This window comes from Candidatus Stygibacter australis (genome assembly GCA_030765845.1).
GTDB classification, from domain to species: domain Bacteria; phylum Cloacimonadota; class Cloacimonadia; order Cloacimonadales; family TCS61; genus Stygibacter; species Stygibacter australis.
The window spans coordinates 17,910-43,589 of sequence record JAVCDJ010000179.1 but is presented as its reverse complement, the minus strand read 5'-3'; the positions used below and the strand labels follow the sequence as shown (position 1 = coordinate 43,589).

The following is a 25,680-nucleotide window of genomic DNA, read 5'->3' as shown; positions in this document are numbered from 1 at the left end:
AAAAGCAACTATTATGCTGTCCATCACACCGCTGTAAGCCAGAGATACAGCGCCTAAATTGACTGCTATGGAATGTATTTCAAACTCTGAATTAAGCGGAAAATAACCAATTCCTCCTCCCATACCTTCTATGGCAAAAGTAAAGCCGTATTCCGAAATTCCCGGTAAATTTGTTTCCTGAATATCCATGACCCTGCCCTCAATTTCCGGATAGCTATCAACTACTATCATATCCTGCCCCCAGACCGATACTACGCTGCAAAATAACAATAAAATGATAAATAAAAATAAGTTTTTCATAATTTTATACCTCCATTAATAGATCAGAATCAATATGTTTGATAAACTAATAATTATTTATATTCAGGTCAACAAAAAAATACAATTTTATATAAGATCAATTAGTGAACTAAATAATCATGCTAAGCTGACGAGTTGTTGCGGGGGATAAGCGACATATAGATACTATAGGATTTATATGACCTATTAGAGGGATCGGGGATTATTTTGATTGACAATTATCTGGTGGGGGAAGCAATTTATTTCAAGTGGAATCCATGATAAATGAATTTTCAGTGAAAATGGAGAATCAAGGAATAAAATGACAAAAGATATTGAGGAGCAAGAATGAAGAAATTATTAATACTTTTTATTTTAATGAGTGGAATGATGTTATTTGCTGAATCTGCAAGAGGATTAACCTGCCGGGAACTATCAGAACCCAGCGATCCTGCCCTGGTAAATGCTGCAGCGTATCAGGGAGATGAAATAGAGATAACTCAAAGAATTGATGAAATTGACCGTGAGGGCTGGGAGCTGGCAGATTCAGTGAACATTAACACATTTTTACCTTCCGGAGAACATATAAGCGTGGAATACACGGGGATAACTCATGAGATGAACGTAAACGGATTGAGCAGTGAAGCGAGTGGAGTCGTGCTTGATGCAATTGATAGAGCACCTTTATGGATCCAGGCAGAGCTGGAGACCACGCTACTATCGCTTGATGAGGAATTGCAGGAATACTGGGCTAATGTGATCATTGACGTGGATGATCCCATCGTGGATGAGGTGGCGTTTTGTATAGCGACAGCTTCTACTGTGTATTTAAGCAGCGAGTGGGCATATCCGGAATTATATATCCAGAATGCGGAGATGATCTATGAATATGACCAGGAATTGAACTATGTGGAGGTTGTGGATTATGGTAATTCATTGATGGATGATGATTATTACAGCACAACGCGATACTGGACAAAGAGTAGTAATGGTGTTGTTCATCAGGTGGAAGTGCCCAGGGATATTTATTACTGGCATATAGTACATCCTAAGATAACAGATGAGATACCGGCATTTATTTCTCCTGACATAGTAGAGAGTAACGGGAGCCATACCACAAATATAGTGGGACCTGATGAGGGATATTTCTGGCGTGATTTTTTGTATAATTATGCTGATGATGATTATCCCTCACTGCGAAATTATCTGGTGCAGTGCGAATATGCCAATGATTTTACTACTGGGTATGATTCTGCAATAGGTGCCTGTACGAAATGGCTGGGACAGAGTCTGGTGTTTACGAGTAATTTTGAGCGACCTCATCAGCCGGTGCGGATATATCGCAAGCATATAGGCAGATGTGGAGAACATGCGGATATGCGGGTGGCAATCGGAAGAACAGCTCTGGTGCCTATGACCAGTATCGTATGCTTTACAGTTGATCATACCTGGAATGAATTCTGGGATGAAGAATGGATACATTGGGATGGTGGCAGTATTAATAATTTTTATATGTATGAGAATGGCTGGGGAAGTAATTTTGGTTCAGTGATCGATGTGCGATCTGATGGCGTGATGCGCAGTGTGACAGAAAAGTATGCTCCCAATTATGCACATATGATAGTTCATGCAACAGATAGCGCAGGTCAGTCTTTGGACGGAGCTCGTGTATTGATCGGATTGAGATTAAATGGTCAGGTTACGGGTGATATGGTGGGCTGGACAGGCAATGAAGGGGTATATGATTTTACGATTGGCGATGGACATGAATACTGGGTGCAGATGAGTACCGCCTGGGGCAGTGTGGAATATCAAATGGTTACGGAGAACACAGCAGGTGGAGATGTGTATGAAGTGGAGCTTCAGATCAATAATGAGATACCTCAGATAGCATATACAGAAATAGATATACCGGAAGATGATGAAGCGGATTATCGGCTGGTAGTGGAATATGAGGCAGACAGTCAAGCAATATATGGTAATATTGTGATGGATGACACCAGTGAAGATACCTGGTTTTATGACAGGCAGCAGCAGGGAGCAGTGAATTTTTTCATGTGTGATCTGGTGCAGTATTTCAGTTACGTGTCAAGCTTACCATTTGAGGGATTTAATACGATCAGCGAGAGTGATTTCGGGATATTCGCCTTTGATATGCCTTATCCTGATATGGGCAGCTGGTATGCAGTGCTTGATAATGGAAATAATATTGTCAACCCGCAATGGGTGACGGGCAGTGTGGCATTATACCGCTGGGAAGGTACCGGCGGAACAGGAACACTTACGGGTATTGTGAGTGATGCTGCAACCGGAGCAAATATTGCCGGGGCAGAAGTGATGGCCGGAGCATTTGTGACCGAGACTGGTGCTGATGGCAGTTACAATCTGGAAGTGTATCCTGGAGAATATACCGTGATCATGGATCATCCGCTGTATGAAAGAGTAAGATATGAGAATATTGAAGTGGTAGACGGTGAACAGGTTGCTTTGGATGGCAGCCTGGCAGATGATCCAATTGCGCCTTTAAACGTGGTGGTGAATGGAGATGATGAAACTGCAGCAGTAGTAAGCTGGGAAGCACCATCAAGTTTGATGAGCAGGTCGCTTACTGGTTACTGGGTATATCGTCTTCTAATCGAAGATGAATTCAATCAAGATAACTGGGTGCAATTGACCGGAGCACCAATTACTGAAACAAGTTTTATAGATGAAGAATGGCTTAGCCTGGAAGCTGGTGAATATCGCTACGCAGTGGCAGCACATTACTCTTCCTATAGTTCAGATTTTACGATCAGCCAGATATTACCTTTATATATGACCGCCCAGGTGAGTATAGATCTAACAACTAATTCAGGAGACAGTGCAGGCGGAGCAATGATAACGCTGCGAAATCTGGAGGGAGTGAACAGCCCTTATAATTATGAATTAAGCTATCCCGAGGAAGGCAATATCGTGCTTGATAATGTCTGGAAAGGCAATTATCAGATTTCTATTGCTTTGGAATTTTATGAGGGATTGACAAGTGAATTGGAGATATTGGCTGACAGCGAGTTGGCGTATGAATTAATCGAACTTCTGCCGGGAGTGCAGTTTGCCGGGGTATATGATTATTATCTGAGCTGGGATGCTGTGCCCCAGAATCGGGAATTTGAGAATTATGAGATATATCTGGATGGTGATACGGAACCGCTTGGGATAGTGGCTGAGCCGGGACTTGATCTTGCAGAAGCAGGAGTGGATGCTGGAGAGCACAGTATAGAGATAATAGCCAATTACAGTTCGGGTTTATCTGAGGCAGGGATGATACATTTTGAAGATGGCAGTTCACTGGAATATGAGCAACTGGCATATTTCCCCTTTGATGATGATTATAATGATATGATGAGTAACTGGCAAGGTTTGGGATGGTTAACAAGTATTGTGGAAACACCTTTTGGTAATGGTGTGGAATTTAATGGGGCGGGATATATCACAGTGTCAGCCAACGATGAACTCACCGAATCAGCTTTGCATTATACAACACTTTTCTGGATCAATGCAGATACTTTGAATACAGGCTGGAGAGGAATGATCGGGAGACCGGGACGCAATCAATGCGCGTGGTTGAATGCAGATGCAGACTATATTCATCACCGTTTTCATACTGAGTCAGGTGGCACAAATGATGGAGCTCCTAATACACCAAACGGGAGATTTCACTGGCAGGAATGGAACCAGGTGGCAATAGTAAATAATGGATTAACCGCAAAAACTTATATTAATGGTGAAGTATTGGCACAAGGTGCACTGGGCAGTGCCCTGATGGCTGACAGCACAGATATGTATATTGGCAAATCCCCTGACAGTCCGACTGCTGAAGGTTATTTATATGGAATAATGGATGAAGTGCGGATATGGAATAGAGGATTATCAGATCTGGAATTGCGGGAATTATATTTATCTGAAACCGAAGTTCTGGGCATGGGTACAATATCAGCTATGATCACAGATTCTGAAACAGGGGAAGGTGTTGATGGAGTAGTTGTGGAAATGGGGATATATTCAGCAGTTAGTGAGAATGGGGGAGTATTTGAGCTTGAATTGCCAGCCAGGACTTATGATATCAGACTGACAATGGGAGATTATCTGGAGCAGTGGGCAAATGATTTTATTGTGGAAGCTGATGTGATCAATGAATTTGATTTTGCCTTTGAGCTCACAGGAGAGACACCTGATGAGATAGCACCAGTAGAAATACTAAGTGTGAGGAATTATCCAAATCCCTTTATAAGCAGTTCTGCAAGAGCCAGTGGCACCACCTTTGAGATCCTATTCAATTACCAGGAAGATACTGAAATGGAACTGGGGATCTATAATATCAGGGGTCAGAAGGTCAAGAGCAGTGAATTAACTCTAATAGAAGGAATCAATAACTACTACTGGACTGGCAGAAATGATCAGGGAGAAAAATGTAGTGCCGGCATATATTTTTACCAATTAAAAGGCAGGGGTATGGAAGAAAGTGGTAAGTTATTAATATTAAGATAAGATAGGTACAATATTAGCGGGATAGCCCGTGCATGATAAACGGTGTAATCCGTTATATATTGGGAAGATACAGGTTTTATTAGTTAAAAGGCAGATAAGATAGAATGCTTGACAGAAAAAAATAGAATCAGGAATATGCGAGAAATAATTGCAGGGGAAGTGAATGTCTGAAGGCAGTAATTTTGTGAAGTACGATATAAATTTGAAAGAATGGATAAATAAGCTGTACGCAGATATTGATTCCATGCACAGCTTTTTAGAAAAGCACAGCTTCAATGTTACCCGAGCAGATTTAGATTTATCCTGTCATTTTGGAGAGAATAGTTTAGAAGAGCAAAACTATGACACCCTTGATCTTGAGCCAATCTTTAATGGTCATGACAAATGTACAGATTTTGCTATAATAAAATCAAGCCCGGGTTTGACGGAGAGAGAATTTTTTGCCGAGAAAGAAATAATTGGTAAACCCATCAGCAGCTTTATTGCTGATAATGATGATAAGTTACTGACATTTCTGAAAAACTCCTATCAATACAGAAAACCGATGATCAGTGAATATTTTCATCAGAGAAATAACAAATCCTACCGTATTATCACACAGCCGGGGAAAATATTAGTGGTGTTGCTCCAGGATATCACAATGGAACAGATCCATCAGCTGGGAGTGAAGCGGTATGAGAATCTGTTCAGCAAGGCACAAGAGATTTCCACAAGTGGATTTTTTCAATACAATACTTATAACCAGGAATTATATGTAACAGAAGGGGCATTGAATATATTTGAATGTCCAAGATCGATGAACGTTACGGAAAGGATCAAATTGAAGGATTATATTAGTTGCGTTCATGATGATGACAAAGAGCATGTTTTATCCGAGATATCAGATGAGAAGCTGACCTCAAATCTTGATTATGAGCATCGGATAAATCTGCGGGACAAAGTTAAATATGTCCATGTGCTGGGAGCAGCATTTTATGATCCAATTGAAGACAGTATTTCTCTGATCGGAACTGTGGAAGATATTACTCATCTGAAAGAAGTTAAACATGAGCTTAAAAGGGTAAAGGGAATCTTGAATGAGATAGAGAGAATCTCCGGGATAGCCTATTGGGAATATGATTTTTTAACTGATCAATTTACCGGTACTCCAGAAGCAGTTGAAATATTAGGGATAACTGAGAGTGATCTGCCAATCAGTTTTGGGGAATTTTTGAATCAGGTGCATAAAAAAGACCAGGAAGAATTTTATGAGGGATTTCATCAAAGTCTGGCAGAACAAAGGGACTGGGAAGGAGATTACCGGATAGTAGATAGATTTGGAGTGGAGAAAAAGGTTCATATAATCTGCCGGAATCGGTTTAGCTCAAAGCATAAGCCATTATCTTCCAAGGGATTTATATGCAATCAGACAGAATTGAAGAACTATAAGCATGATTCCCGGACATTGAAGCAGGTGAAAAAAGAGCTGAAGGAACTTAAGGAATTATTTAACGATAAGCTTAATGAGCAATTAACTGAAATCCGCAGTCAGGATAAATACCTGATCCAGAAATCAAAATATGCGGCGATCAATGACCTTTTATCTCATATATCGATCCAGTGGCTGGAAGTTTTAAATGCACTCAGCACTCAGATACATAACTGGGTGGAAGCCTATGAATGTGAAGAATTAACACCTGAGGGATTTCATCAGATACACCAGACTGTGGAAAATCAGATCAAGTATTTGAGGGATAAAGTACATTTTTTTAATCAATATCATAAAGCGGAGAGTTTAGCAAAAAAAGCTAATATTCACGATCTGATATCAGAATTGCAGACTGTCGTCCTGAAGGATGAAGAATCGAGCAATGTAAAGCTGAAAAATGAGGTTGAAAAAGATCTTGAGATCACAATTAACACAAATGAATTTAAGCAGGCATTACAGGAGATCATTAAAAATTCTTATGATGAATTTTTACTGAGAAAAATAGAAAAACCACAGATCAAGATCAAGTCAAAAATAATGGATAACAACTTGATAATCAGCATATTAGATAATGCGGGTGGGATTTCATTAGCTATAATGGACCGGATCTATGAACCATATTTCAGTTCACCAGATAAATCAGAAGCACCAGGTTTGGGATTATATATTAGTAAGATGATAATTGAAAAGGTACTAAAGGGATCAATCAAAGCCCGGAATCATAATTCTGGAGCATTATTTGAGATTTCTCTGCCGCTTGCAGAATAATTATATAATCTGATGGGTGAATTTAAGATAGTATCATCTTATCAGCCCAAAGGTGACCAGCCTGAGGCGATACGTGAATTGACCAGCGCAATTCTGGCTGGTGAAAGATATCAGACACTTCTGGGAGTGACAGGGTCCGGGAAAACATTCACCATTGCCCAGGTGATAGCTCAAGTTCAAAAACCTACCTTAGTAATTTCTCATAATAAGACACTGGCAGCCCAGCTATATGGAGAATTCATGCAATTATTTCCTGATAACGCAGTAGAATTCTTTATTTCATATTATGATTATTATCAACCAGAAGCCTATATCCCCGGTCGTGATATATATATAGAAAAAGATGCTGACATCAATAAGCAGATAGAGAAACTAAGATTACGGGCAACCATGTCACTGATGGAACGACGTGATGTGATCATAGTAGCCAGTGTAAGCTGTATATATGGATTAGGTACCCCTGAGAATTATCGGGAAGCACTTATTCGTCTGCGTAAGGGTGACGTGATCAAGCGGGATAAATTGCTGCGTCAACTGGTTAAAATACACTATGGTAGAAATGATGTAGCATTTGAACGGGGGACTTTTAGAGTTCGTGGTGATACTATAGAAATATATCCTGCTTATATGGAGCATTCCGTTCGGCTGGAATTTTTTGGTGATGAATTGGAGCAGATAACCCGCATAAATCCACTTGATAACAAAATCCTGGAAAATGTTGATGAATATCCAATTTATCCGGCAAATCATTTCATTACTACTTCCTCATCTTTGAACAGGGCAATAGGAACAATTAAAGAAGAGCTTAAACAGCGAGTGAATTATTTTGAAAACAATAATAAATTGATAGAAGCCCAACGGATTGAGCAGCGAACATTATTTGATATTGAGATGTTACAGGAATTAGGTTATTGTTCTGGAATAGAAAATTATTCACGTCATCTGGTGGGTACTAAGCCAGGTAATCCGCCCTATACACTTTTAGATTATTTCCCGGAAGATTTTCTGATGGTGATTGATGAATCTCATGCTAGCTTGCCGCAGATAAAAGCCATGTATAAAGGTGATTATTCCAGGAAAAAGAACCTGGTGGAATATGGATTCAGATTACCTTCCGCTTTTGATAACAGGCCTTTGAAGTGGGCAGAATTTGAGCAGAGAATGAAGCAGGTGATATTTGCTTCTGCCACACCTGCTGAATATGAGCTTGATAAATGTCAAGGGGTGATCGTGGAGCAGATCATCAGACCTACGGGTCTGCTTGATCCAGAGATAATAGTGCGACCAGTGGCAACGCAGGTGGACGATCTGATGGAAGAGATTCGACTGCGCAAACCTCTGCAGCAGAGAATACTGGTGACCACACTTACAAAAAGAATGTCAGAAGATCTTGCGACATACTTGAATAGGGCAAATATCAAAGCCCGTTATCTGCATAGTGAAATAAAGACAATGGAGAGATCAAATATTATCAGGGAATTAAGACTGGGTAAATTTGATGTTCTGATAGGAGTAAATTTATTGCGGGAAGGTCTGGATCTACCTGAGGTTTCTCTTGTAGCAATATTTGATGCAGATAAAACCGGATTTTTGCGATCAGTGCGTAGTTTGATCCAGACAGCAGGCAGGGCCGCTAGACATGTGGAAGGAAGGGTGATTTTTTATGCTGATAATATGACTGATGCAATTAAAACTGTATTGAATGAGACAAATCGCAGGCGAATCAAGCAACTTGCTTACAATCAAGAACATAACATCAAACCGGAATCTATCAAAAAAAATATTGACGAGATTATGACCTCCACAAGTGTGGCAGCCGGATACAGGGAAAAGAGTCCCAAAAAGGAAAAAGTAGATTTCAGAGAGTATCTGGAACTGAAATCAAAAGAGAATATTATCACCCTGTTGCGGAAGGAAATGAAAATAGCGGCTCGTGATCTTGATTTTGAACGGGCGGCAGAATTACGGGACAGGATAATCGAGCTTGAGGAAATTTAAGAACAGGAGTAAGAGGTTGATGGCATCTACAGATACTGAACCGCTGCTGTCCCCGACCAGAGGGGATTTTTTTTTAAACAGGAAAAGACCGGACAGGATCCGGGGCTTTTTTTTTGCACTACTGCTCCAATCTTAAATAACGCATTCAATTAACAACTATGAAATTAAATAATCCACGATAAATCGGAGGAAATCATGCCAGATAAGGTAGAAAAGAACCGCGATGGTCTTATCATCAAACAAGATGATACACCTTTGAAGATGCAGGTTGAAGTCAACGAAGTCAAATATGAAGGCGACTATCGCAAGACCCCAGTTTTCATTTTTCATGACTGGTGTAAGAAGTGCGGAATTTGTGTAGCATTTTGCCCCACGAAAACATTGGGTCGTAATCTTGACGGCTCACCATTTGTGGAGCATCCGGAAAAGTGTATTCACTGTGAAACCTGTGACAGACTATGTCCTGATTTTGCAATAACAGGAGCAAAAAGGTAAGGAAATTATGGAAAGAAACAAACCAGTATTAATGCAGGGAAATGAAGCTGTAGCACGGGGTGCCGTGGATGCAGGAATCAATTTTTTTGCAGGTTACCCGATTACTCCTTCAACCGAGATAACAGAATTCATGTCGCGGGAATTACCTCGCCGGGGTGGTGTATTTTTACAGATGGAAGATGAAATTGCCAGTATCTCAGCGATAATTGGTGCTTCATTAGCTGGTTCAAAAAGTATGACAGCGACCAGCGGTCCGGGAATTTCTTTGATGGCTGAGGGTATCGGCTATGCCAAAATGATTGAGCAACCATGTGTGGTTGTTAATGTAATGCGTGGCGGACCCAGTACAGGTTTACCAACTCAACCATCCCAGGCAGATATACAGCAGGCGCGCTGGTGTAACCATGGAGATGCTCCCGCAATCGCCCTTTATCCGCATTCTGTGCTGGAGTGTTATGAATTGACTATTCGGGCAGTAAACCTGGCTGAAAAATATCGTACCTGTGTGATGGTGCTATCTGATGCCATGCTGGGGCACATGCGTGAACCAGTATTATTACCTGATCTGGAAAAGGTGAAGATCATTGAACGCATCAAACCGACTATTCCTCCAGAATGGTATAAGCATTATCCTGATAATCCCAAATACAGGGCACCACTGGCATCATTTGGGGATGGTTATCGTTTTCATGTTACTGGTCTGGCACATGATGATCATGGTTTTCCCACAACACGACCAGATGAAGTTTCCGCAATGATGAATCGTTTAAAGAATAAAATTTCTCAAAATATAGATGATCTGGTACAGATAGAAGTATTTGGTGATGAAAGTGCCCGAGTGGCAATTTTTGCTGCAGGTATTACTGCCAGAGCAGCTAAGGCTGCCATAGAAATTGCCCATGATCATGGCAAAAAATTATTACTGGTGAGACCTCTCACAATCTGGCCCTTCCCGGATGAAGCAGTTCGCACATATCTAAGTGATAAAAAGCTGATCTTAATTCCAGAACTGAATCAGGGACAGCTTTCGATCGAGATCAAGCGAATATTAGGGAAATCGAAGAAAACTCGAAAAATAACGGAACTTCATAAGGTTACAGGGGAATTGATCACACCGGAAGAGATACTTACTGCCCTTAAGGAGGTGAATTAAAATGAAAAAAATACCTCAAAAAGAAATCCATAAATATTTACGGCATAATAAGAAATTTCCTCATGTCTGGTGTCCCGGATGTTCTGATGGCATAGTATTAGGTGCGACAATTAGAGCGATAGCAGAGATTGGCTGGGAAAAGGATGATTGTGCAATGGTTTCTGGTATCGGCTGTTCTTCACGGATGCCTGTTTATATAGATTTGAATACAGCTCATACTCTTCATGGCAGAGCATTAGCATATGCCACGGGTATCAAGATGGCAAAACCAGCTTTGAATGTAATCGTTGTTACAGGAGATGGAGATGCCAGTGCCATTGGTGGAAATCATCTGATACACGCCTGCCGGCGCAATATAAACCTTACTGTAATTTGCATAAATAACCATATTTATGGCATGACTGGCGGGCAGTATTCTCCCACTACACCCCATGGAGCCATAGCTACTACCATGCCCTTTGGCAACATTGACAATGAATTTGACCTCTGCAAACTCACGATTGGTGCCGGAGCCACTTTTGTAGCCCGTACAACAGCATATCATGCAATTGAGATGCAATCGATAATCAAAGCAGGATTTGAGCATAAAGGTTTTTCCTTTATAGAAGTAATGTGTGCCTGTCCAGTAATCTATGGCAAATTGAATAAACTGGGTAGTGCACCTCAGATGATGAAACAGTTAAGAGACAGCTATGTTCCGGTGAAGATATATGATAAATTGAATGATGATGAGAAAAATGACCAGTTGCCACGAGGAATTTTTAATAATGTAGAAGCCCCAGAATATTCCGAAAAATATGCTGAGCTGGTGAAATCGCTTCAACCTAAGCAAGGAGAGAGTGATGAGTAATCATAAAGGAACCATCAAGAAACAGGTAAGATTAAGTGGTAGTGGAGGACAGGGTTTATTAACAGCAGGTTTGATCCTCTCAGAAGCAGCGACCCTGCAAGGTTTAAATGTTACTCAAACTCAAAGTTATGGAGCTGCATCACGGGGTGGTTCTTCAAGATCAGATGTGGTTATCAGTAATGAGCCAATATTTTTTCCTGAAGCTACCCATTTTGATTCTCTGATAGCATTAACACAGGAATCCTGCGATAAGTTTTTTCCTAATTTGCGAGATGGAGGTGTACTGATCATTGATACGATTTTTGTGAAAAACTACACCATTACCGATCAGAAGATCTATGCACTGCCATTTACTCAAATTGCAATAGAAAAACTTGGTTCCAGTTTACCTACTAATATAATGGCTCTAAGTTTTCTTGTGAGAGTTACAAATATAGTAACTGAGAAGTACTTGAAGGAAGCTATAAAAGCGTTTAAACCTGAATTTAGTGAATCAAATCTTAAGGCTATGAAATTAGCATTTAAACTTGCTGATGAATATGGTGAATCCAATCAGGAAAAAGTATGATCAAAAAAGTCAGTCATATTGGAATAGCAGTAAAAAATCTGCAGGAAGCAATAGCAGTTTATCAAAAACTGGGACTGGAAGTAGAAGGAATTGAGACTGTGGAAAGCCAAAAAGTACGAGTGGCATTTCTACCGGTCGGTAAAGAAGTACGGATTGAATTATTGGAACCCACATCAGATGATAGTCCGATTGCCAAATTTATAGAGAAAAAGGGTCAAGGTATCCATCATATAGCATTGGCAACAGATAATATTGAGAATGAGCTGAAGATGGCAGAAGAGCAAGAACTGAGTCCATTGGATAAAGTACCCCGTCCTGGAGCGCATCATGCATCCATAGGATTTTTACATCCCAGAGCGATGAAGGGAGTCCTATTGGAATTATGTCAGGAAAAAGACGGTTAATATTCTCAAATAAAGACCAGTCTGATCAGCCTGGTCTTTTTTCTTAATTATAAATCAATTAGTGGATAATTGGAGGTAATATGGCAGTTGAAAATAAAATTGCCGACCTTAGAAGCCGGCGGGAAAAAGCAAAGCTTGGTGGAGGTGAAAAAAGGATCGAAGCCCAGCATGCAAAAGGAAAACTTACTGCCAGAGAGCGGATAGAAGTACTGGTGGATACTGACAGCTTCGAAGAATTTGATATGTTTATTGAACATACCAGCCATGATTTTGGGATGGAAAAGAAGAAATTTGCTGGTGATGGCGTTGTAACCGGCTGCGGAACAATAGATGAGCGAATAGTATTTATATTTGCTCAGGATTTTACGGTAACTGGTGGTTCTCTTTCCAAAACCCATGCCGAGAAAATCTGTAAAGTGATGGATATGGCAATGAAGATGGGAGCTCCCATGATCGGGTTGAATGATTCTGGTGGAGCGAGAGTGCAGGAAGGGGTAGATGCGCTTAGCGGATATGCATCCATATTTTATCGTAATGTACGCGCATCAGGAGTGATCCCTCAAATCTCAGCTATTATGGGTCCTTGTGCTGGTGGAGCAGTATATTCTCCAGCAATAACTGATTTCATTTTTATGAACCAGCAGACCAGCTACATGTTTGTAACTGGTCCTAAAGTAGTAAAAACTGTATTAAATGAGGAAGTTACAACAGATGCCCTGGGAGGGCCGGAAGTTCACAGTAGAAAAAGTGGCGTAGCCCATTTCGTCAGTGATACAGAAGAGGAAACCCTATTATTGATCAGGAAGTTGATCAGCTATATACCATCTAACAATATGGAAGAACCTCCCTATACCAAAACTCATGATCCGATAGACCGGAATTGTGATCAATTAGCCAGCATCATGCCTGAAAATGCCAATAAACCTTATAATATTCTGGATATTATTGAAACCATAGCAGATAATCATGAATTTCTGGAGGTTGCCCGTAATTTTGCCCAGAATATTGTAGTTGGTTTTGTTCGCATGAATGGACATTCTGTGGGAATAATAGCAAATCAGCCAAGAGTTCTTGCTGGAGTGCTGGATATTAATGCCTCTGTAAAAGCTGCCCGTTTTATTCGTTTTTGCGATGCCTTTAATATTCCACTGGTTGTCCTGGAGGACGTGCCGGGTTATCTACCGGGATCAAATCAGGAGCATAATGGGATAATCCGTCAGGGAGCTAAGATCCTCTATGCTTTTGCCGAAGCCACAGTGCCCCGTATTACAATTATTCTCAGGAAAGCATATGGTGGTGCATATTGTGTGATGAACAGTCGTGAGATGGGAGCTGATCTGGTTTATGCCTGGCCCACAGCAGAAATAGCTGTAATGGGACCTGCTGGTGCTGTGGAAATCGTTTTTCGTAAGGATGTTGCTGAAGCTGCTGATCCGGCAGGAATGAAAAAAGAGAAAGAAGATGAATATCGAGAGAAATTTGCAAATCCTTATGTTGCAGCCAGTAAAGGCTATATTGATGATGTTATAGAACCTTCCCAAACCAGATTCCGTATCATTCGTGCTATGGAAATGCTGGCTACCAAAAGAGGAAGTAATCCACCTAAGAAACATGGCAATATACCGCTATAGACAGGATAGTTTATGAAATGTAATAATTTTCTGATATTGTTAATGATATTGGTCATCTCACAATTTTTGCAGGCAGATGCTGAATTGAATAGTAGTATGACACTTATTCAAATTTCAGAAGAATCTGAAATCCCTGTAAGAAAGATGATTGAATATCTTGATCTGGATATTGATACAAATACTCACACTCCAATCAGAGACTTTAATTGCAGCAACAGTGATATTCAGAAGGCAGTAAAAATGTATTCTGAAGGTAGAAAAAGATACTATCTGGGGATTGTAATTGTAGGTATGGGAACAGTATTTGCCAGTTTAATTTTAGTGGCACTGATCATTGCCCAATTACGCCATCTGGATAGAAAGAAAGCTCATAAACCACAAGCGGTATCTGAATATTCTACTTCAGGACTGGGAACTATTGAAGAAGATAATATTATAGCGGCAATTGTCACTACTATACGTCTTCATGAACTGGAAGTTGAAGAAAATAATAAATTGCTGCTTACCTGGAAACGTGCCCCACTTAGTATGTGGAAAGCGTCAAACTATATACCAATGAATGAAGTTGATCCCTCAAGGAGGAATTAATGAAAAAGTATAAACTCACCATAAATGAAAAAGAATATGATACAAGGATTGTTGATTATTCATCAGATAGGGTGATTGTAAAAGTCAATGGTCATGATTTTGAAGTAGATATTGATACAGAAGCCCAGAAAGTAACTAAAATAATCCGTGCACCCAAAAAATCACCTGATCTGGAAATACTCAGTTCACATGAGAAAAAACCGGTATCAGTATCTCCTGGAACCGTAACTTCTCCGATACCAGGACTTGTGATCTCGATCAAGGTAGCCGTTGGTGATACGGTGGCAAAAGAAGATACAATTATTATTCTGGAAGCGATGAAAATGGAAAGTGAGATAGCATCTACTGCCTCTGGTACAGTGAAAAAGATATTTGTGAAAGAACAGCAGAGCATTCAGGAAAATGACCCGATCATCGAAGTCGGTTAAGAGCGGGAGCTAAATTATGTCCGAATTTCTCAGTTTCTTTTCTACTACCGGATTTTATCACTTATTCCAAAGTGACAGCTATCTTTATCTGATAATGATGGCTATAGGGATATTTTTTATTTACCTGGGAATAGCAAAAAATTATGAACCTCTCCTGCTGGTACCTATTGGTTTTGGAATTATCATCGGTAATATGCCGGGTGCTGGTGCATATGGCGTTTACACTGAAGGCTCAGTTTTCAATATCCTCTATCTGGGAGTTAAGCTGGGATTTTATCCCCCCCTGATATTTCTGGGAATTGGTTCCATGACGGATTTCTCCACTTTGATAGCCAATCCCAAGCTGATACTATTAGGTGCAGCAGCTCAGTTTGGTATTTTTGTCACTTTCATTGGCGCATTACTGCTCGAATTCAATGTATTTGAAGCTGGGGCGATCGGTATCATTGGTGGAGCTGATGGTCCCACATCCATATTCCTTTCCACAAAGCTGGCTCCCCATCTGCTGGGTCCGATTGCAATTGCTGCCTATTCCTATATGGCTCTGGTGCCAGTGATCCAGCCCCCAATAATTAAATTACTCACCACATCGAAAGAAAGAAAAATCCGCATGAAAACTCCCAGACTGGTCACCAAGAAGGAAAAGATATTTTTTCCAGTGATTGGCTTTATTATAACCATACTGATCGCTCCAGGAGCGGTTCCACTTCTGGGTATGTTGTTTTTTGGTAATATTCTCAAAGAATCGGGAGTTACTGAACGCCTGGCTCGCACAGCCAGTAATGCGATAATAGATATTGTAACCATACTGTTGGGTATTTGTGTGGGTGCCAGCACGCAGGCGATAAGAATGGTGAATGGGGTAAATATGGGATTTCTCACAGCCAACTCCATTAAAATATTTGCTTTGGGAGCTTTCAGCTTTTGCATTGCCACTGCTACCGGTGTGATATTTGCTAAATTAATGAATATTTTCCTCAAAGACAAGATCAATCCCATGATCGGTGCTGCCGGCGTGAGTGCTGTGCCAGATAGTGCCCGGGTAGTACATCATCTGGGTCAGCAGCATGACCGCAGTAATTTTCTGCTCATGCATGCAATGGCTCCTAATGTAGCCGGAGTGATAGGATCTGCTGTAGCTGCCGGTGTTTTTCTGGGGATTCTGGGTTATTAATAGATAAAATATACGAGACAGTAATGACCTGCCCTTATCATTTCAGACTACTAAATGCTTGCCAGATAATGGAGAATAATTAATAGTGCCTGAAGAAAATTTAATTGAGGTTTCAAGTATGAAAAAAGAACTTATGCTCGCTGTACTTATCGATGCTGATAATATCACATATAAAAATATCAAGGGTATGATACAGGAAATTGCCAAATATGGCGTTCCCACTTTCAAACGCATTTATGGTGACTGGACTAAACCAACCCTTAAGGGCTGGAAAACAGTACTTCTGGAAAATGCCATTACACCAATCCAGCAATATTCATATACAGTAGGAAAAAACAGCTCAGATTCAGCCATGATAATTGATGCCATGGATATTCTTTATTCCGGTAAGGTCGATGGTTTTTGCCTTGTTTCCAGTGACAGCGATTTCACTAGGCTGTCGATCAGGCTGCGTGAAGCCAGTATGTATGTGATCGGTATTGGTGAGAAGAAGACACCGGAACCCTTTATTGCTGCCTGCGATAAATTTATCTACTTGGAGATCATCACAAGAGATGAACCAGAGATAAGCAGCAGCACCAAAACAACTGCTCACGTAAAACCCAAAGAATCGATATCCAAGATAGACAGCAGACTGATAAAACTAATAGCAGGTTCAATTGATGATCTGGCAGATGATGACGGCTGGGCATTCCTTGGTGATGTAGGAAATCTCATCCTCAAAAAGAAGCCAAACTTTGATCCTCGTAATTATGGCTTCCTGAAACTTACACCGCTCATAAAATCACTGGGTAAATTCCAGATTGATGAAAGAACCACAGAAAACCGCAATATAAAACATGTCTTCATCAGGAATAAAGTATCAAAATAACCTGAGGGTGACAGATCAGAATCTACATTATTAATATGAAAAAGAAATACCAGATCATTTTCTTAATTTTTCTGACCTTGTTTTACTCTACCCTGATGCATGCTGTTGAATGGCAAAAAATCGGTAATGGTCTGGAATATGGCAAGTTCGAACTGGCAGTATCCAGCTCTTCTGGTAATTCCACCGTGGATATTGTGAGAATTGATCCTGCCCAATATGATTTTGATCTTCTCCTTGCCAGCGAACATGAAAATAAAAAGAGAACTATTGAAAACTGGGCTTTAGATTTTGGGTTTATCGGAGCGATAAATGCCGGAATGTTCCAGACTGATCACATTACTGGCACAGGCTATCTGACTAATTACCAACACAAAAATAATCCTTTCAGACACTCTACTTACAAGATGTACTTTGTCTGTAATCCCAAAGAAGAAGGTTTGCCCGAAGCACAAATGATCGACTGGCAGCAGCCGGGAGCTCCTGAATTGATAGGCAAATACAATTCTGCTCTGCAGTGCATTCGCATGATCGCATCAGGGGGCAAAAATGTCTGGAGTAAACAAACAGATAAGTGGAGTGAAGCTGCTCTCGGTCAAGATATAGAGGGCAATATCCTTTTCATCTTCTGTCGTTCTCCTTACACAATGCACGAACTGATCAATCTCCTGTTGCAGCTCCCTCTTGATCTTGATAAAATGATGCACCTCGAAGGTGGTCCAGAAGCTTCCAGTTATATCGAAACTGAAGAATTCCATCTCAGATGTGCAGGAACTTTTGAATCAGGTTTCTTTGATAACGAAGACCAGCAATCATTCTGGCAAATCCCCAATATAATAGGATTCAGAAAGAGATAGATCATTCATCAAGCTTTATCAGCTGAAAATTTGCATTTCCTAATCCAAATTTTTGAGCATATTATATAAGTGCATGTGCACCGCCGAGTATTTCCAGGTCCCTCCTTCGCTTACGCTGCCAAGGCTACGGAACGATCTGCGAGGGGTGCAGATAACGACCGTTGTCATCCAATCCCTGAAAATGTAATTTGCTGCTAATAACTGCCATAGTTCTCGCCCCTCTTCCGGGATACCACCCGCAGTGCAGGTCCTACTTAAATTGATTTACAAAATCCACAAAAATATGACCAATATGACATATAAGACCTATAAGTCCTGTAATTTGTATCTTCTTAGCCTTTAAAGCGGAAATGAAGCTGAACAACAAAGCACGTAGTGACATTTTAATGTGAGTACGTGCTTTGTTGTTCAGGGTTAGGGGTGGGACTTGTCTGGGAAGCAGGGAGGAGATGTGCGGTATGAGGGGATTTGGGCTGTCGTGATACATTTTATAAGGGGTGTTACACAATATGTTCAGTTTGGTGGATTTTGTGTCATGTGGGTTGGTTTTATTTGATCGACCATTGCGGAGGTGCAGGCACCATGCGCAAGGTCTTGGTTGGGTAAAATAAGAAAAGGCTTGACCTATTTGGTTAATTGACCAAATAGGTTTTTTTGTATTTATAGAACAAGGAGAGAATAATGGCTGAACATAAATGTGGATGTAGTGAAGGGACAGGAAGCTGCAGTTGTGAAAGTTATGAAAAGGAAGCCATGATATTTAAGGCAATGGGGCATCCCTCAAGGCTTAAGATGATCATAGCGCTATCTGAAGGTCGCAGATGCGTATGTGAATTACAGGAGCTGGTGGGATCAGATATATCTACTGTATCGCGGCATTTGAATGTGCTGAAAGAGAATGGGATAGTTAGTTTTGAGAAAGAAGGTAATTATTATTATTACCGTTTAATGATGCCCTGCATACTTGATTTCGTAAGTTGTATAAAAGACGAAGGGGGCTGCAATTGTTCAAGTGGTTAGAAAATCTTATCTGGCTGCTGGTAGAGAATGTATTTGGACTGGAGCGAGGCAGTAATCTGGCAGGGAGTGTACATTTCTTTTTTTATGATGTGATCAAGATATTGATCCTGTTATCGCTGATGATCTTTTTGATCTCTTATGTACGGAGCTATTTTCAGACGGAGCGTACTCGCCGGATAGTGAGCAAATTTCGCGGTATTCAGGCAAACTTCATGGCTTCGCTGCTGGGGATAGTAACACCCTTTTGTTCATGTTCATCGGTACCTTTATTTATAGGTTTTGTGGAAGGAGGAATTCCACTGGGGGTAACTTTTTCATTTTTGATCACCTCACCAATAGTAAATGAGGCGGCATTTGTGATCTTGCTGGCATCCTTTGGAGTGAAGACAGCTCTTCTGTATGTAGTGTGCGGAGTGCTGATCGGCACTTTGGGTGGATATTTGATCGGCAGGCTTAAGCTGGAAAGATATGTGGAAGAATATGTGTGGAAGCTGCAAATGGGGGTTGGTGAAGAGATCAAGCAGAATCAAAAGGATCGATTTGCCTTTGCCCTGTCGCAATTGAAGGAGATCGTGGGACGTATCTGGATATACTTATTAATAGGTATAGGAATAGGGGCGGCAATTCACGGCTGGGCACCTGAGGAAATACTGGCACGCTATGCGGGACCAGAAAATCCTTTAGCAGTGATAGTTGCGGTGATATGTGGAATTCCCTTATATTCCAATGCTTTGGGGGCAATTCCGATTGCTGAGGCATTGATAGGAAAAGGAGTGGGATTAGGAACCGCACTGGCATTTCTGATGGCAGTGACGGCATTATCACTGCCGGAAATGATAATCCTGCGGAAGGTGATCAAGGTGAAGCTGATAGGGGCTTTTTTAGTGATCACGGGAATTGGGATAATTCTGGTGGGCTATTTATTTAATGCGATATATCAATATTTATAATATATAAGGAGTAATAAATTATGGAAATCAAAATTTTAGGAAGTGGTTGCAAGAAGTGTCATCAATTGGAAAAGAATGTGAGGGATACAGTGGAGAAGCTGCAAATTGCAGCAGACATTGAGCATGTAAGTGATATTGAGAGAATAATCGGTTATGGTGTGATGAGCACCCCGGCATTGGTGGTGAATAATAAAGTGGTATCAACAGGTAAGGTACTTAAGGATAAGGAACTGGAAAAACTGCTGGGAAGTGAATAACTATGCTTGAGAATATTGCTGCGGCACTATATGGAGCACCAGTAGGGGCGATTTTTGCTTCACTGGTCTGGGGGATCATGAGCGTATTGCTAAGTCCCTGTCATCTATCGAGCATACCGCTGGTGATAGCATATATAAACCGTCAGGAAGGTCTGAAGCCCAGGGAAGGATTTATTATAGGATTGTTTTTTTCTTTGGGTATACTGGTTACTTTAGTGTTGATGGCAGTTTTATCTTTTCTGGTGGGGATACTGCTGGGTCCAGTACAGATAATTTTTCAGATATTCGTGAGTTTACTGCTGGTACTTGCAGGATTATATTTTCTGGAACTGCTGCCCTTTAGTATTGGAATGGAAATGATAGACCGGCGGATAACCAAAAATCGTTACTGGAATGGATTTTATCTAGGGCTATTATTAGGGATAGGACTGGGAGTTTGTGCCCTTGCCTTTATGGCACCAGTGCTGAGCATCAGCATCAGCAGTTTTGAGAGTATGCCCTTATTCAGTATTGGACTGGTGCTGGCATTTATTATTGGTCATTGCGGTATAATCGCAGGAGCAGGAGGATTTCTGGAAGTTATCAAGAAACTGCTGCGCTGGAATAATCAGTCATCCGGTACGACCTATATTCGGAGGATAAGCGGAATATTACTGATAATAGCCGGAATATTTAATGTGATAAAAAATGTATTTTAAAGGAGATAAGAGATGAGGCAGATAATATTACTGGTCTTATTATTTATAATGGCTGCTGTTTTATGGTCTGAGGAAGTTGCAATACAGGACACAGTAATGCAGGATACATTGAGTGTGGCAAAGCCAGTGGTGACATTTTTGGAATTTGGCTCAACCACCTGCATACCCTGCAAGATGATGGAAAAGGTGATGGAAGAAGTTCGAGTAGATTATGGGGATAAGGTGGAAGTGATCTTTCACAATGTAAATGAGGAAAAAAAACTTTCAGGTGAATATGGAATAAAGATGATCCCTACACAGATATTCCTTGACTCTGAGGGCAAAGAATTCCATCGTCACATTGGATATTATCCGACGGAAGAAATTGCCAAGGTATTATTAGAAAGAGGGATCGCACCAGACGAAAAGCAATAATTACAAAAAAATAATAATATCCTGGGAGAATATTTAGCAGGAGTATTGCAAGTATTGGAATGAATTATGCTTAAATAATGGAGTATGAGAAAAGAATAGAAATAAATCGGAGGGTAAGGATGAAAAAATCATTACTTGTTTTACTCATAATTTTCTTAACCTTAGTTATAAACGCTGAGGTAATAGAGATCAATGGCAATGGATTAAGCGTAAACGTAATCAATTCAAATGAAGCTTCCAGTGAATTAGAGCTGCAATTAGGCAGTTTTAATCGTGAAGCTGTAATGATCGATGGCGAGACGTGTTGGCGTGTAGGATTAAATGGAGAGAGTCGTACAAGTGAAGCCGGAAGTCCAGAAGTAGCTCGTATAGTGCGTAATCTGGCAATATCAGATGCTGGATTGATGGAAGTTAATGTCATATCAAGCGAATATGTGGAATATGAGATGAATATTGCTCCCAGCAGGGGGATAATGTCTCGTAGTATTGATCCTTCCACAGTTCCTTTTGAATTTGGTGCACAATATACTGAAGATGCCTTTTATCCAGAAAGCATTGCCAGTTTACAGACACCATATATATTTAGAGATGTGCGTGGGATAGCGGTTAATATAATGCCGATGCAGTATAATCCTGTAAGTGGAATACTGCGGGTGTACACAAATGTTACTTTTTCCATAGTCAATATTGGCACAGATACGGTAAATATTAAAGAAAGTCATATTTCTTTCCGTCCGGAATTCGTAACATTATATGAAAGAGAATTTATAAACTGGAATGAATATATCTCAACAACCCGTTATGATCAGATAAGTGAGACAGCAGGCAGAATGATCGTGATCAGTTATCCTGATTTTATGGATGAGATGCAGCCTTTTGTGGACTGGAAAAATGCCAAGGGAATTCCAACCACATTGGAAGATGTGAGTGTTATCGGTAATAATTCTACAAGTATTCAGAATTTTATTACTTCAGAATATGAAGCTGGAGATGGACTTGTGTGGATACTTTTAGTTGGAGATGGCACGCAATTAGCAACCAAGAGTTATTCAGGAGCTGGTGGAGATCCTCAATACACTTATTTAGAGGGAAATGATAATTATTCAGAGATATTTATAGGCAGATTTTCCGCTGAGACAGAAGCACAGGTGGAAACTCAAGTTGAGCGGTCAGTATATTATGAGCGTGATGTAATAGATGGAGACTGGATGCAGAAGGGTGTAGGAATAGCTTCTTCTCAGGGATCTGGTCAAGGACATTATGGAGAAGCAGATTACGTGCATATAGGATATATCCGTGATGATCTTATAGATTATGGATATCTGGAAGTAGATGAGATATATGATACTAATGGCGGAAATGCTACAATGGTGGCAAATGCCTTAAATGAAGGTCGCGGAATAATCAATTATTGTGGTCACGGCTCTAATACGAGCTGGGTATCTACAGGATTTTCTAATACTCATGTGAATGCCCTTACAAATGATTATATGCTTCCCTTTATAAGTTCTATTGCCTGTGTAAATGGTAATTTTACGTCTACTACCTGTTTTGCTGAAGCCTGGATGCGTGCTACTAATGGTGATGCACCTACAGGAGCTACTGCAATTTTTGCGTCTTCAATTAATCAAAGCTGGGCACCACCTATGTATGCACAGGACGAATCGATAGATTTGATGATTGCAGATGAATTGAACACCTTAGGTGGATTATGGTTTAATGGTGTATCATATATGATCGACGAAAGTGGTGATGTTGCCATGGCAAAGACCTGGCATATATTTGGAGATCCATCATTGCAGGTGAGGACAATGACACCTTTGGCAATGGAAATCGAGCATCTGCCTACAGCATTTATTGGTTTACCAGATTTTGAAGTAGTTACGGATGCACCTGGAGCCATGTATTGCCTGAGTTATGAAGGAATGATAATTGATAATGGATATGCTGATGAGAATGGAGAATTTGTGATTGATATGACAAATACTCCTGCCATGCCGGCAGACCTTGATCTTGTAATTACTGCCTATAATAAAATTACTTCTGAAGAGATTATTCAGTTGCTGCCTAATGAAGGTCCATATCTACTTTTACATTCCTTTGATATTAACAGCAATGGTGATGACGTGATCGATGCTGGTGATACAGTGGAGATTAGCCTTAATATCGAAAACCTTGGTAGCGAGCAGGCAACAAATACTGTAGTGAGTATTGCTATTGATGATGAGTATATCACGATAACTGATGGAGAAGAAGTATTAGGTGATGTAGCATCAGAGGAACTTTTAAATCTGGAAGATATTTTTAGTTTTGATGTATCTGATGATATTAATTTTGGTCATCCCTTTGAAGTAACAGTAACGATGAGCTGTGATGAAGCAGAGTGGATAGAAATTTATATGCTGGCGAGTTATGCACCTCCAGGACTTTGGATCACTCCGGGGGACCTTAATTTTGAGATCATTCGGGGAGAAAACGGAGAAGATCAGATAGAAATCTCCAATTACCGCACAGATCCCGTATTTTACAGTTTACGTACAGAAGCAGTTACTGGAAGAAGTATTGAAAACTCAGAAGTGACCTGTAATACACATCATTTTGAACCCGGCGAGATAATCACCTGGACATTCAGCGTTACTAATAACAGCGTTGATGATGAATGGGTACAGGGATTAATGATAGGTTTTCCTGATGGAGTGAATATAACCGGAGTAACTGATTTTGTGGGTGGCTCTGGCGGACCTTTGGAATGGGACGGCGTAAGTGGAGACGGAGTTGACGTAAACTGGTATGGTGAGACACAAAATGGATATGGCAGATTGCGTGATGGAGAAACAGCAACTTGTGATATAGATATTGAGATCAATCCTGGTTATACTGGTGGCATGATCCTTGAATGGCGTATAAATGGCGATGGCTATGGTCAAGAACCTCATGATCTGTTTGGTGAGATTGAGATGACATATCCTCTGAGCTGGATATTGTTAAGTGAGATAGAAGGTGAACTTGGTTATGGTGAGGCCTCAATTATCGATGTTACTATCAATACCGAGGACATGGAAATAGGTTTACATGAGTGTGAGATAGTTATCACTGATAACCGTTTGGAAACCAGAATTCCAGTTACCGTGGAAGTTCTCGAACCCATAGAGACAGATGAAGATGAAGTAAGTTCAGCTTTTGATATAGGAAATTATCCTAACCCATTCAATCCTGTAACAGATATCAAGTTTAATATGCAGGAAGCGGGAATAGTAAATTTAACTATTTATAATATCCGTGGACAAATCGTAAAAACTCTTATTTCAGGAACTCAGGAAGCTGGTGAGCACTCAGTAATCTGGCAGGGTAGAGATGATTCCGGAAAACCTGTAAGTAGTGGTGTATATTTTTATAAGTTCAGCACCAGTGATTATACAACTACGAAAAAAATGGTATTAATGAAGTAATAAAATTATCCTTGGAAATAGAAGCAGCCCCGTTCTGGAAAGGACGGGGCATTTTTATTGTCTACAAAATTGTCAACAAAACTTACAGGGTGTAAAGAAAATAATAGACAGAAAATATATAAAAGCGGGAAATTGTATAGCTGATCAATGAGAGGATTAGTAGTCAGGCAAGAGCTACTTAAAGTAAATTTTTATTGACAGCATTTCATAGATGTCCCTTAAATGGCATCAGGAGATAAGAGATATGAACTTAGAGTGTTGGAAAGAAGGTGAAGGTATGAAAAAGATAGATAAATTATTTCACTTCTATTAAAATTAAAGAGAATTTCGAAAAGTGGAACATATTCTGCTATAGAATATATTATATCAAAAAAAGAAAGTATCATCAATAAGGAGGAAGAATGTTGATGAAGTTCAAGAACCAAAAAGGATTTAGTTTGATTGAGTTGTTGGTAGTGGTAGTAATTATTGCTATCCTTGCCGCAATCGCAGTACCGATTTACATGAGTTATGTAAACAAGGCAAGAGCTACTGAAGCTCAGAGTGCTATCGCAGCAATCCGTAGTGCTTTTCGTGTACAGTATCAGACATTTGGCACAACAGAAGGTTATGCCGTAGAAGATGCATTAATTGACGCAAAATTAGGTAACGCAACCGAAAAGAACTGGGAATTTGAAGTTATCGGAAATCCCCCATCAAAGTACATAGGTACTTCTACAAGTGATTTTCCAGCAGGGGAAGGAAAACAGGTATGGTATGATGTAGAGGAAGCTTTGTATCACGGCTACGGAATCGATCAGGAAGAGCAAGAAGAAGAAAACATCGATTAATCGGAG

Annotated in this window: 22 protein-coding genes; 21 read left to right on the top strand and 1 reads right to left on the bottom strand. The window is 40.3% G+C overall.

Going from position 1 to position 25,680, the window contains the following annotated elements; translation table 11 throughout:
• Positions 1 to 300 (bottom strand): hypothetical protein (locus RAO94_09140; GenBank protein MDP8322501.1); only part of this gene is annotated, 300 nt, incomplete at its 3' end.
• A gap of 327 nt (positions 301 to 627) precedes the next feature.
• Between RAO94_09140 and RAO94_09135 the strand changes: the two genes are divergently transcribed.
• The 21 genes from RAO94_09135 to RAO94_09035 all read left to right on the top strand — a co-directional run bounded on the left by RAO94_09135 (position 628) and on the right by RAO94_09035 (position 25,674).
• Positions 628 to 4,806, top strand: a complete 4,179-nt coding sequence (locus tag RAO94_09135; protein MDP8322500.1) for a carboxypeptidase regulatory-like domain-containing protein — start codon at positions 628 to 630, stop codon at positions 4,804 to 4,806.
• Between the two features lie 163 nt (positions 4,807 to 4,969).
• Positions 4,970 to 7,042, top strand: a complete 2,073-nt coding sequence (locus tag RAO94_09130; protein MDP8322499.1) for a PAS domain-containing sensor histidine kinase — start codon at positions 4,970 to 4,972, stop codon at positions 7,040 to 7,042.
• A 12-nt stretch (positions 7,043 to 7,054) separates the two neighbouring features.
• Positions 7,055 to 9,040, top strand: a complete 1,986-nt coding sequence (gene uvrB / locus RAO94_09125) for an excinuclease ABC subunit UvrB (protein MDP8322498.1) — start codon at positions 7,055 to 7,057, stop codon at positions 9,038 to 9,040.
• Positions 9,041 to 9,235: 195 nt separating this feature from the next.
• On the top strand, positions 9,236 to 9,535 hold the full coding sequence (locus RAO94_09120; protein MDP8322497.1) for a 4Fe-4S binding protein: 300 nt from the start codon (positions 9,236 to 9,238) through the stop codon (positions 9,533 to 9,535).
• A 7-nt stretch (positions 9,536 to 9,542) separates the two neighbouring features.
• Positions 9,543 to 10,688, top strand: a complete 1,146-nt coding sequence (locus RAO94_09115) for a 2-oxoacid:acceptor oxidoreductase subunit alpha (protein ID MDP8322496.1) — start codon at positions 9,543 to 9,545, stop codon at positions 10,686 to 10,688.
• A 1-nt stretch (position 10,689) separates the two neighbouring features.
• Entirely contained in the window at positions 10,690 to 11,538 is an 849-nt protein-coding gene (locus RAO94_09110; protein ID MDP8322495.1) for a 2-oxoacid:ferredoxin oxidoreductase subunit beta, read from the top strand.
• Positions 11,531 to 12,106, top strand: a complete 576-nt coding sequence (locus tag RAO94_09105; protein ID MDP8322494.1) for a 2-oxoacid:acceptor oxidoreductase family protein — start codon at positions 11,531 to 11,533, stop codon at positions 12,104 to 12,106. The genes RAO94_09110 and RAO94_09105 overlap by 8 nt, the downstream gene beginning before the upstream one ends.
• Positions 12,103 to 12,510 carry a methylmalonyl-CoA epimerase gene (gene mce / locus RAO94_09100; GenBank protein MDP8322493.1) on the top strand — a complete coding sequence of 136 codons (408 nt, stop codon included), beginning with the start codon at positions 12,103 to 12,105 and terminating at the stop codon, positions 12,508 to 12,510. Before RAO94_09105 ends, mce begins: the two co-directional genes overlap by 4 nt.
• A gap of 80 nt (positions 12,511 to 12,590) precedes the next feature.
• Entirely contained in the window at positions 12,591 to 14,141 is a 1,551-nt protein-coding gene (locus tag RAO94_09095) for an acyl-CoA carboxylase subunit beta (protein ID MDP8322492.1), read from the top strand.
• Between the two features lie 12 nt (positions 14,142 to 14,153).
• Positions 14,154 to 14,729: an OadG family protein gene (locus tag RAO94_09090; protein MDP8322491.1), complete on the top strand. Its 576-nt coding sequence runs from the start codon at positions 14,154 to 14,156 to the stop codon at positions 14,727 to 14,729.
• Entirely contained in the window at positions 14,729 to 15,157 is a 429-nt protein-coding gene (locus tag RAO94_09085; protein MDP8322490.1) for a biotin/lipoyl-containing protein, read from the top strand. The genes RAO94_09090 and RAO94_09085 overlap by 1 nt, the downstream gene beginning before the upstream one ends.
• 16 nt (positions 15,158 to 15,173) lie before the next feature.
• Positions 15,174 to 16,331: a sodium ion-translocating decarboxylase subunit beta gene (locus tag RAO94_09080; protein MDP8322489.1), complete on the top strand. Its 1,158-nt coding sequence runs from the start codon at positions 15,174 to 15,176 to the stop codon at positions 16,329 to 16,331.
• A 118-nt stretch (positions 16,332 to 16,449) separates the two neighbouring features.
• Entirely contained in the window at positions 16,450 to 17,202 is a 753-nt protein-coding gene (locus tag RAO94_09075) for an NYN domain-containing protein (GenBank protein ID MDP8322488.1), read from the top strand.
• 35 nt (positions 17,203 to 17,237) lie between these two features.
• A complete protein-coding gene (locus RAO94_09070; protein ID MDP8322487.1) occupies positions 17,238 to 18,056 on the top strand; it encodes a phosphodiester glycosidase family protein in 819 nt (272 codons plus the stop codon).
• A gap of 681 nt (positions 18,057 to 18,737) precedes the next feature.
• The gene (locus RAO94_09065) at positions 18,738 to 19,076 is read left to right on the top strand and encodes a metalloregulator ArsR/SmtB family transcription factor (protein ID MDP8322486.1); all 339 of its coding nucleotides are present in this window, start codon (positions 18,738 to 18,740) and stop codon (positions 19,074 to 19,076) included.
• On the top strand, positions 19,061 to 20,026 hold the full coding sequence (locus RAO94_09060; protein ID MDP8322485.1) for a permease: 966 nt from the start codon (positions 19,061 to 19,063) through the stop codon (positions 20,024 to 20,026). Before RAO94_09065 ends, RAO94_09060 begins: the two co-directional genes overlap by 16 nt.
• A gap of 20 nt (positions 20,027 to 20,046) precedes the next feature.
• Positions 20,047 to 20,283, top strand: a complete 237-nt coding sequence (locus RAO94_09055) for a thioredoxin family protein (GenBank protein ID MDP8322484.1) — start codon at positions 20,047 to 20,049, stop codon at positions 20,281 to 20,283.
• A 2-nt stretch (positions 20,284 to 20,285) separates the two neighbouring features.
• Positions 20,286 to 20,981 (top strand): cytochrome c biogenesis protein CcdA, encoded by a 696-nt coding sequence (locus RAO94_09050; protein MDP8322483.1) that lies wholly within the window; start codon positions 20,286 to 20,288, stop codon positions 20,979 to 20,981.
• Positions 20,982 to 20,993: 12 nt separating this feature from the next.
• Positions 20,994 to 21,395 (top strand): thioredoxin family protein, encoded by a 402-nt coding sequence (locus tag RAO94_09045; GenBank protein ID MDP8322482.1) that lies wholly within the window; start codon positions 20,994 to 20,996, stop codon positions 21,393 to 21,395.
• A 119-nt stretch (positions 21,396 to 21,514) separates the two neighbouring features.
• The gene (locus RAO94_09040; protein ID MDP8322481.1) at positions 21,515 to 24,844 is read left to right on the top strand and encodes a C25 family cysteine peptidase; all 3,330 of its coding nucleotides are present in this window, start codon (positions 21,515 to 21,517) and stop codon (positions 24,842 to 24,844) included.
• A gap of 407 nt (positions 24,845 to 25,251) precedes the next feature.
• Positions 25,252 to 25,674, top strand: a complete 423-nt coding sequence (locus RAO94_09035; protein ID MDP8322480.1) for a prepilin-type N-terminal cleavage/methylation domain-containing protein — start codon at positions 25,252 to 25,254, stop codon at positions 25,672 to 25,674.
• Positions 25,675 to 25,680: the final 6 nt, after the last annotated feature.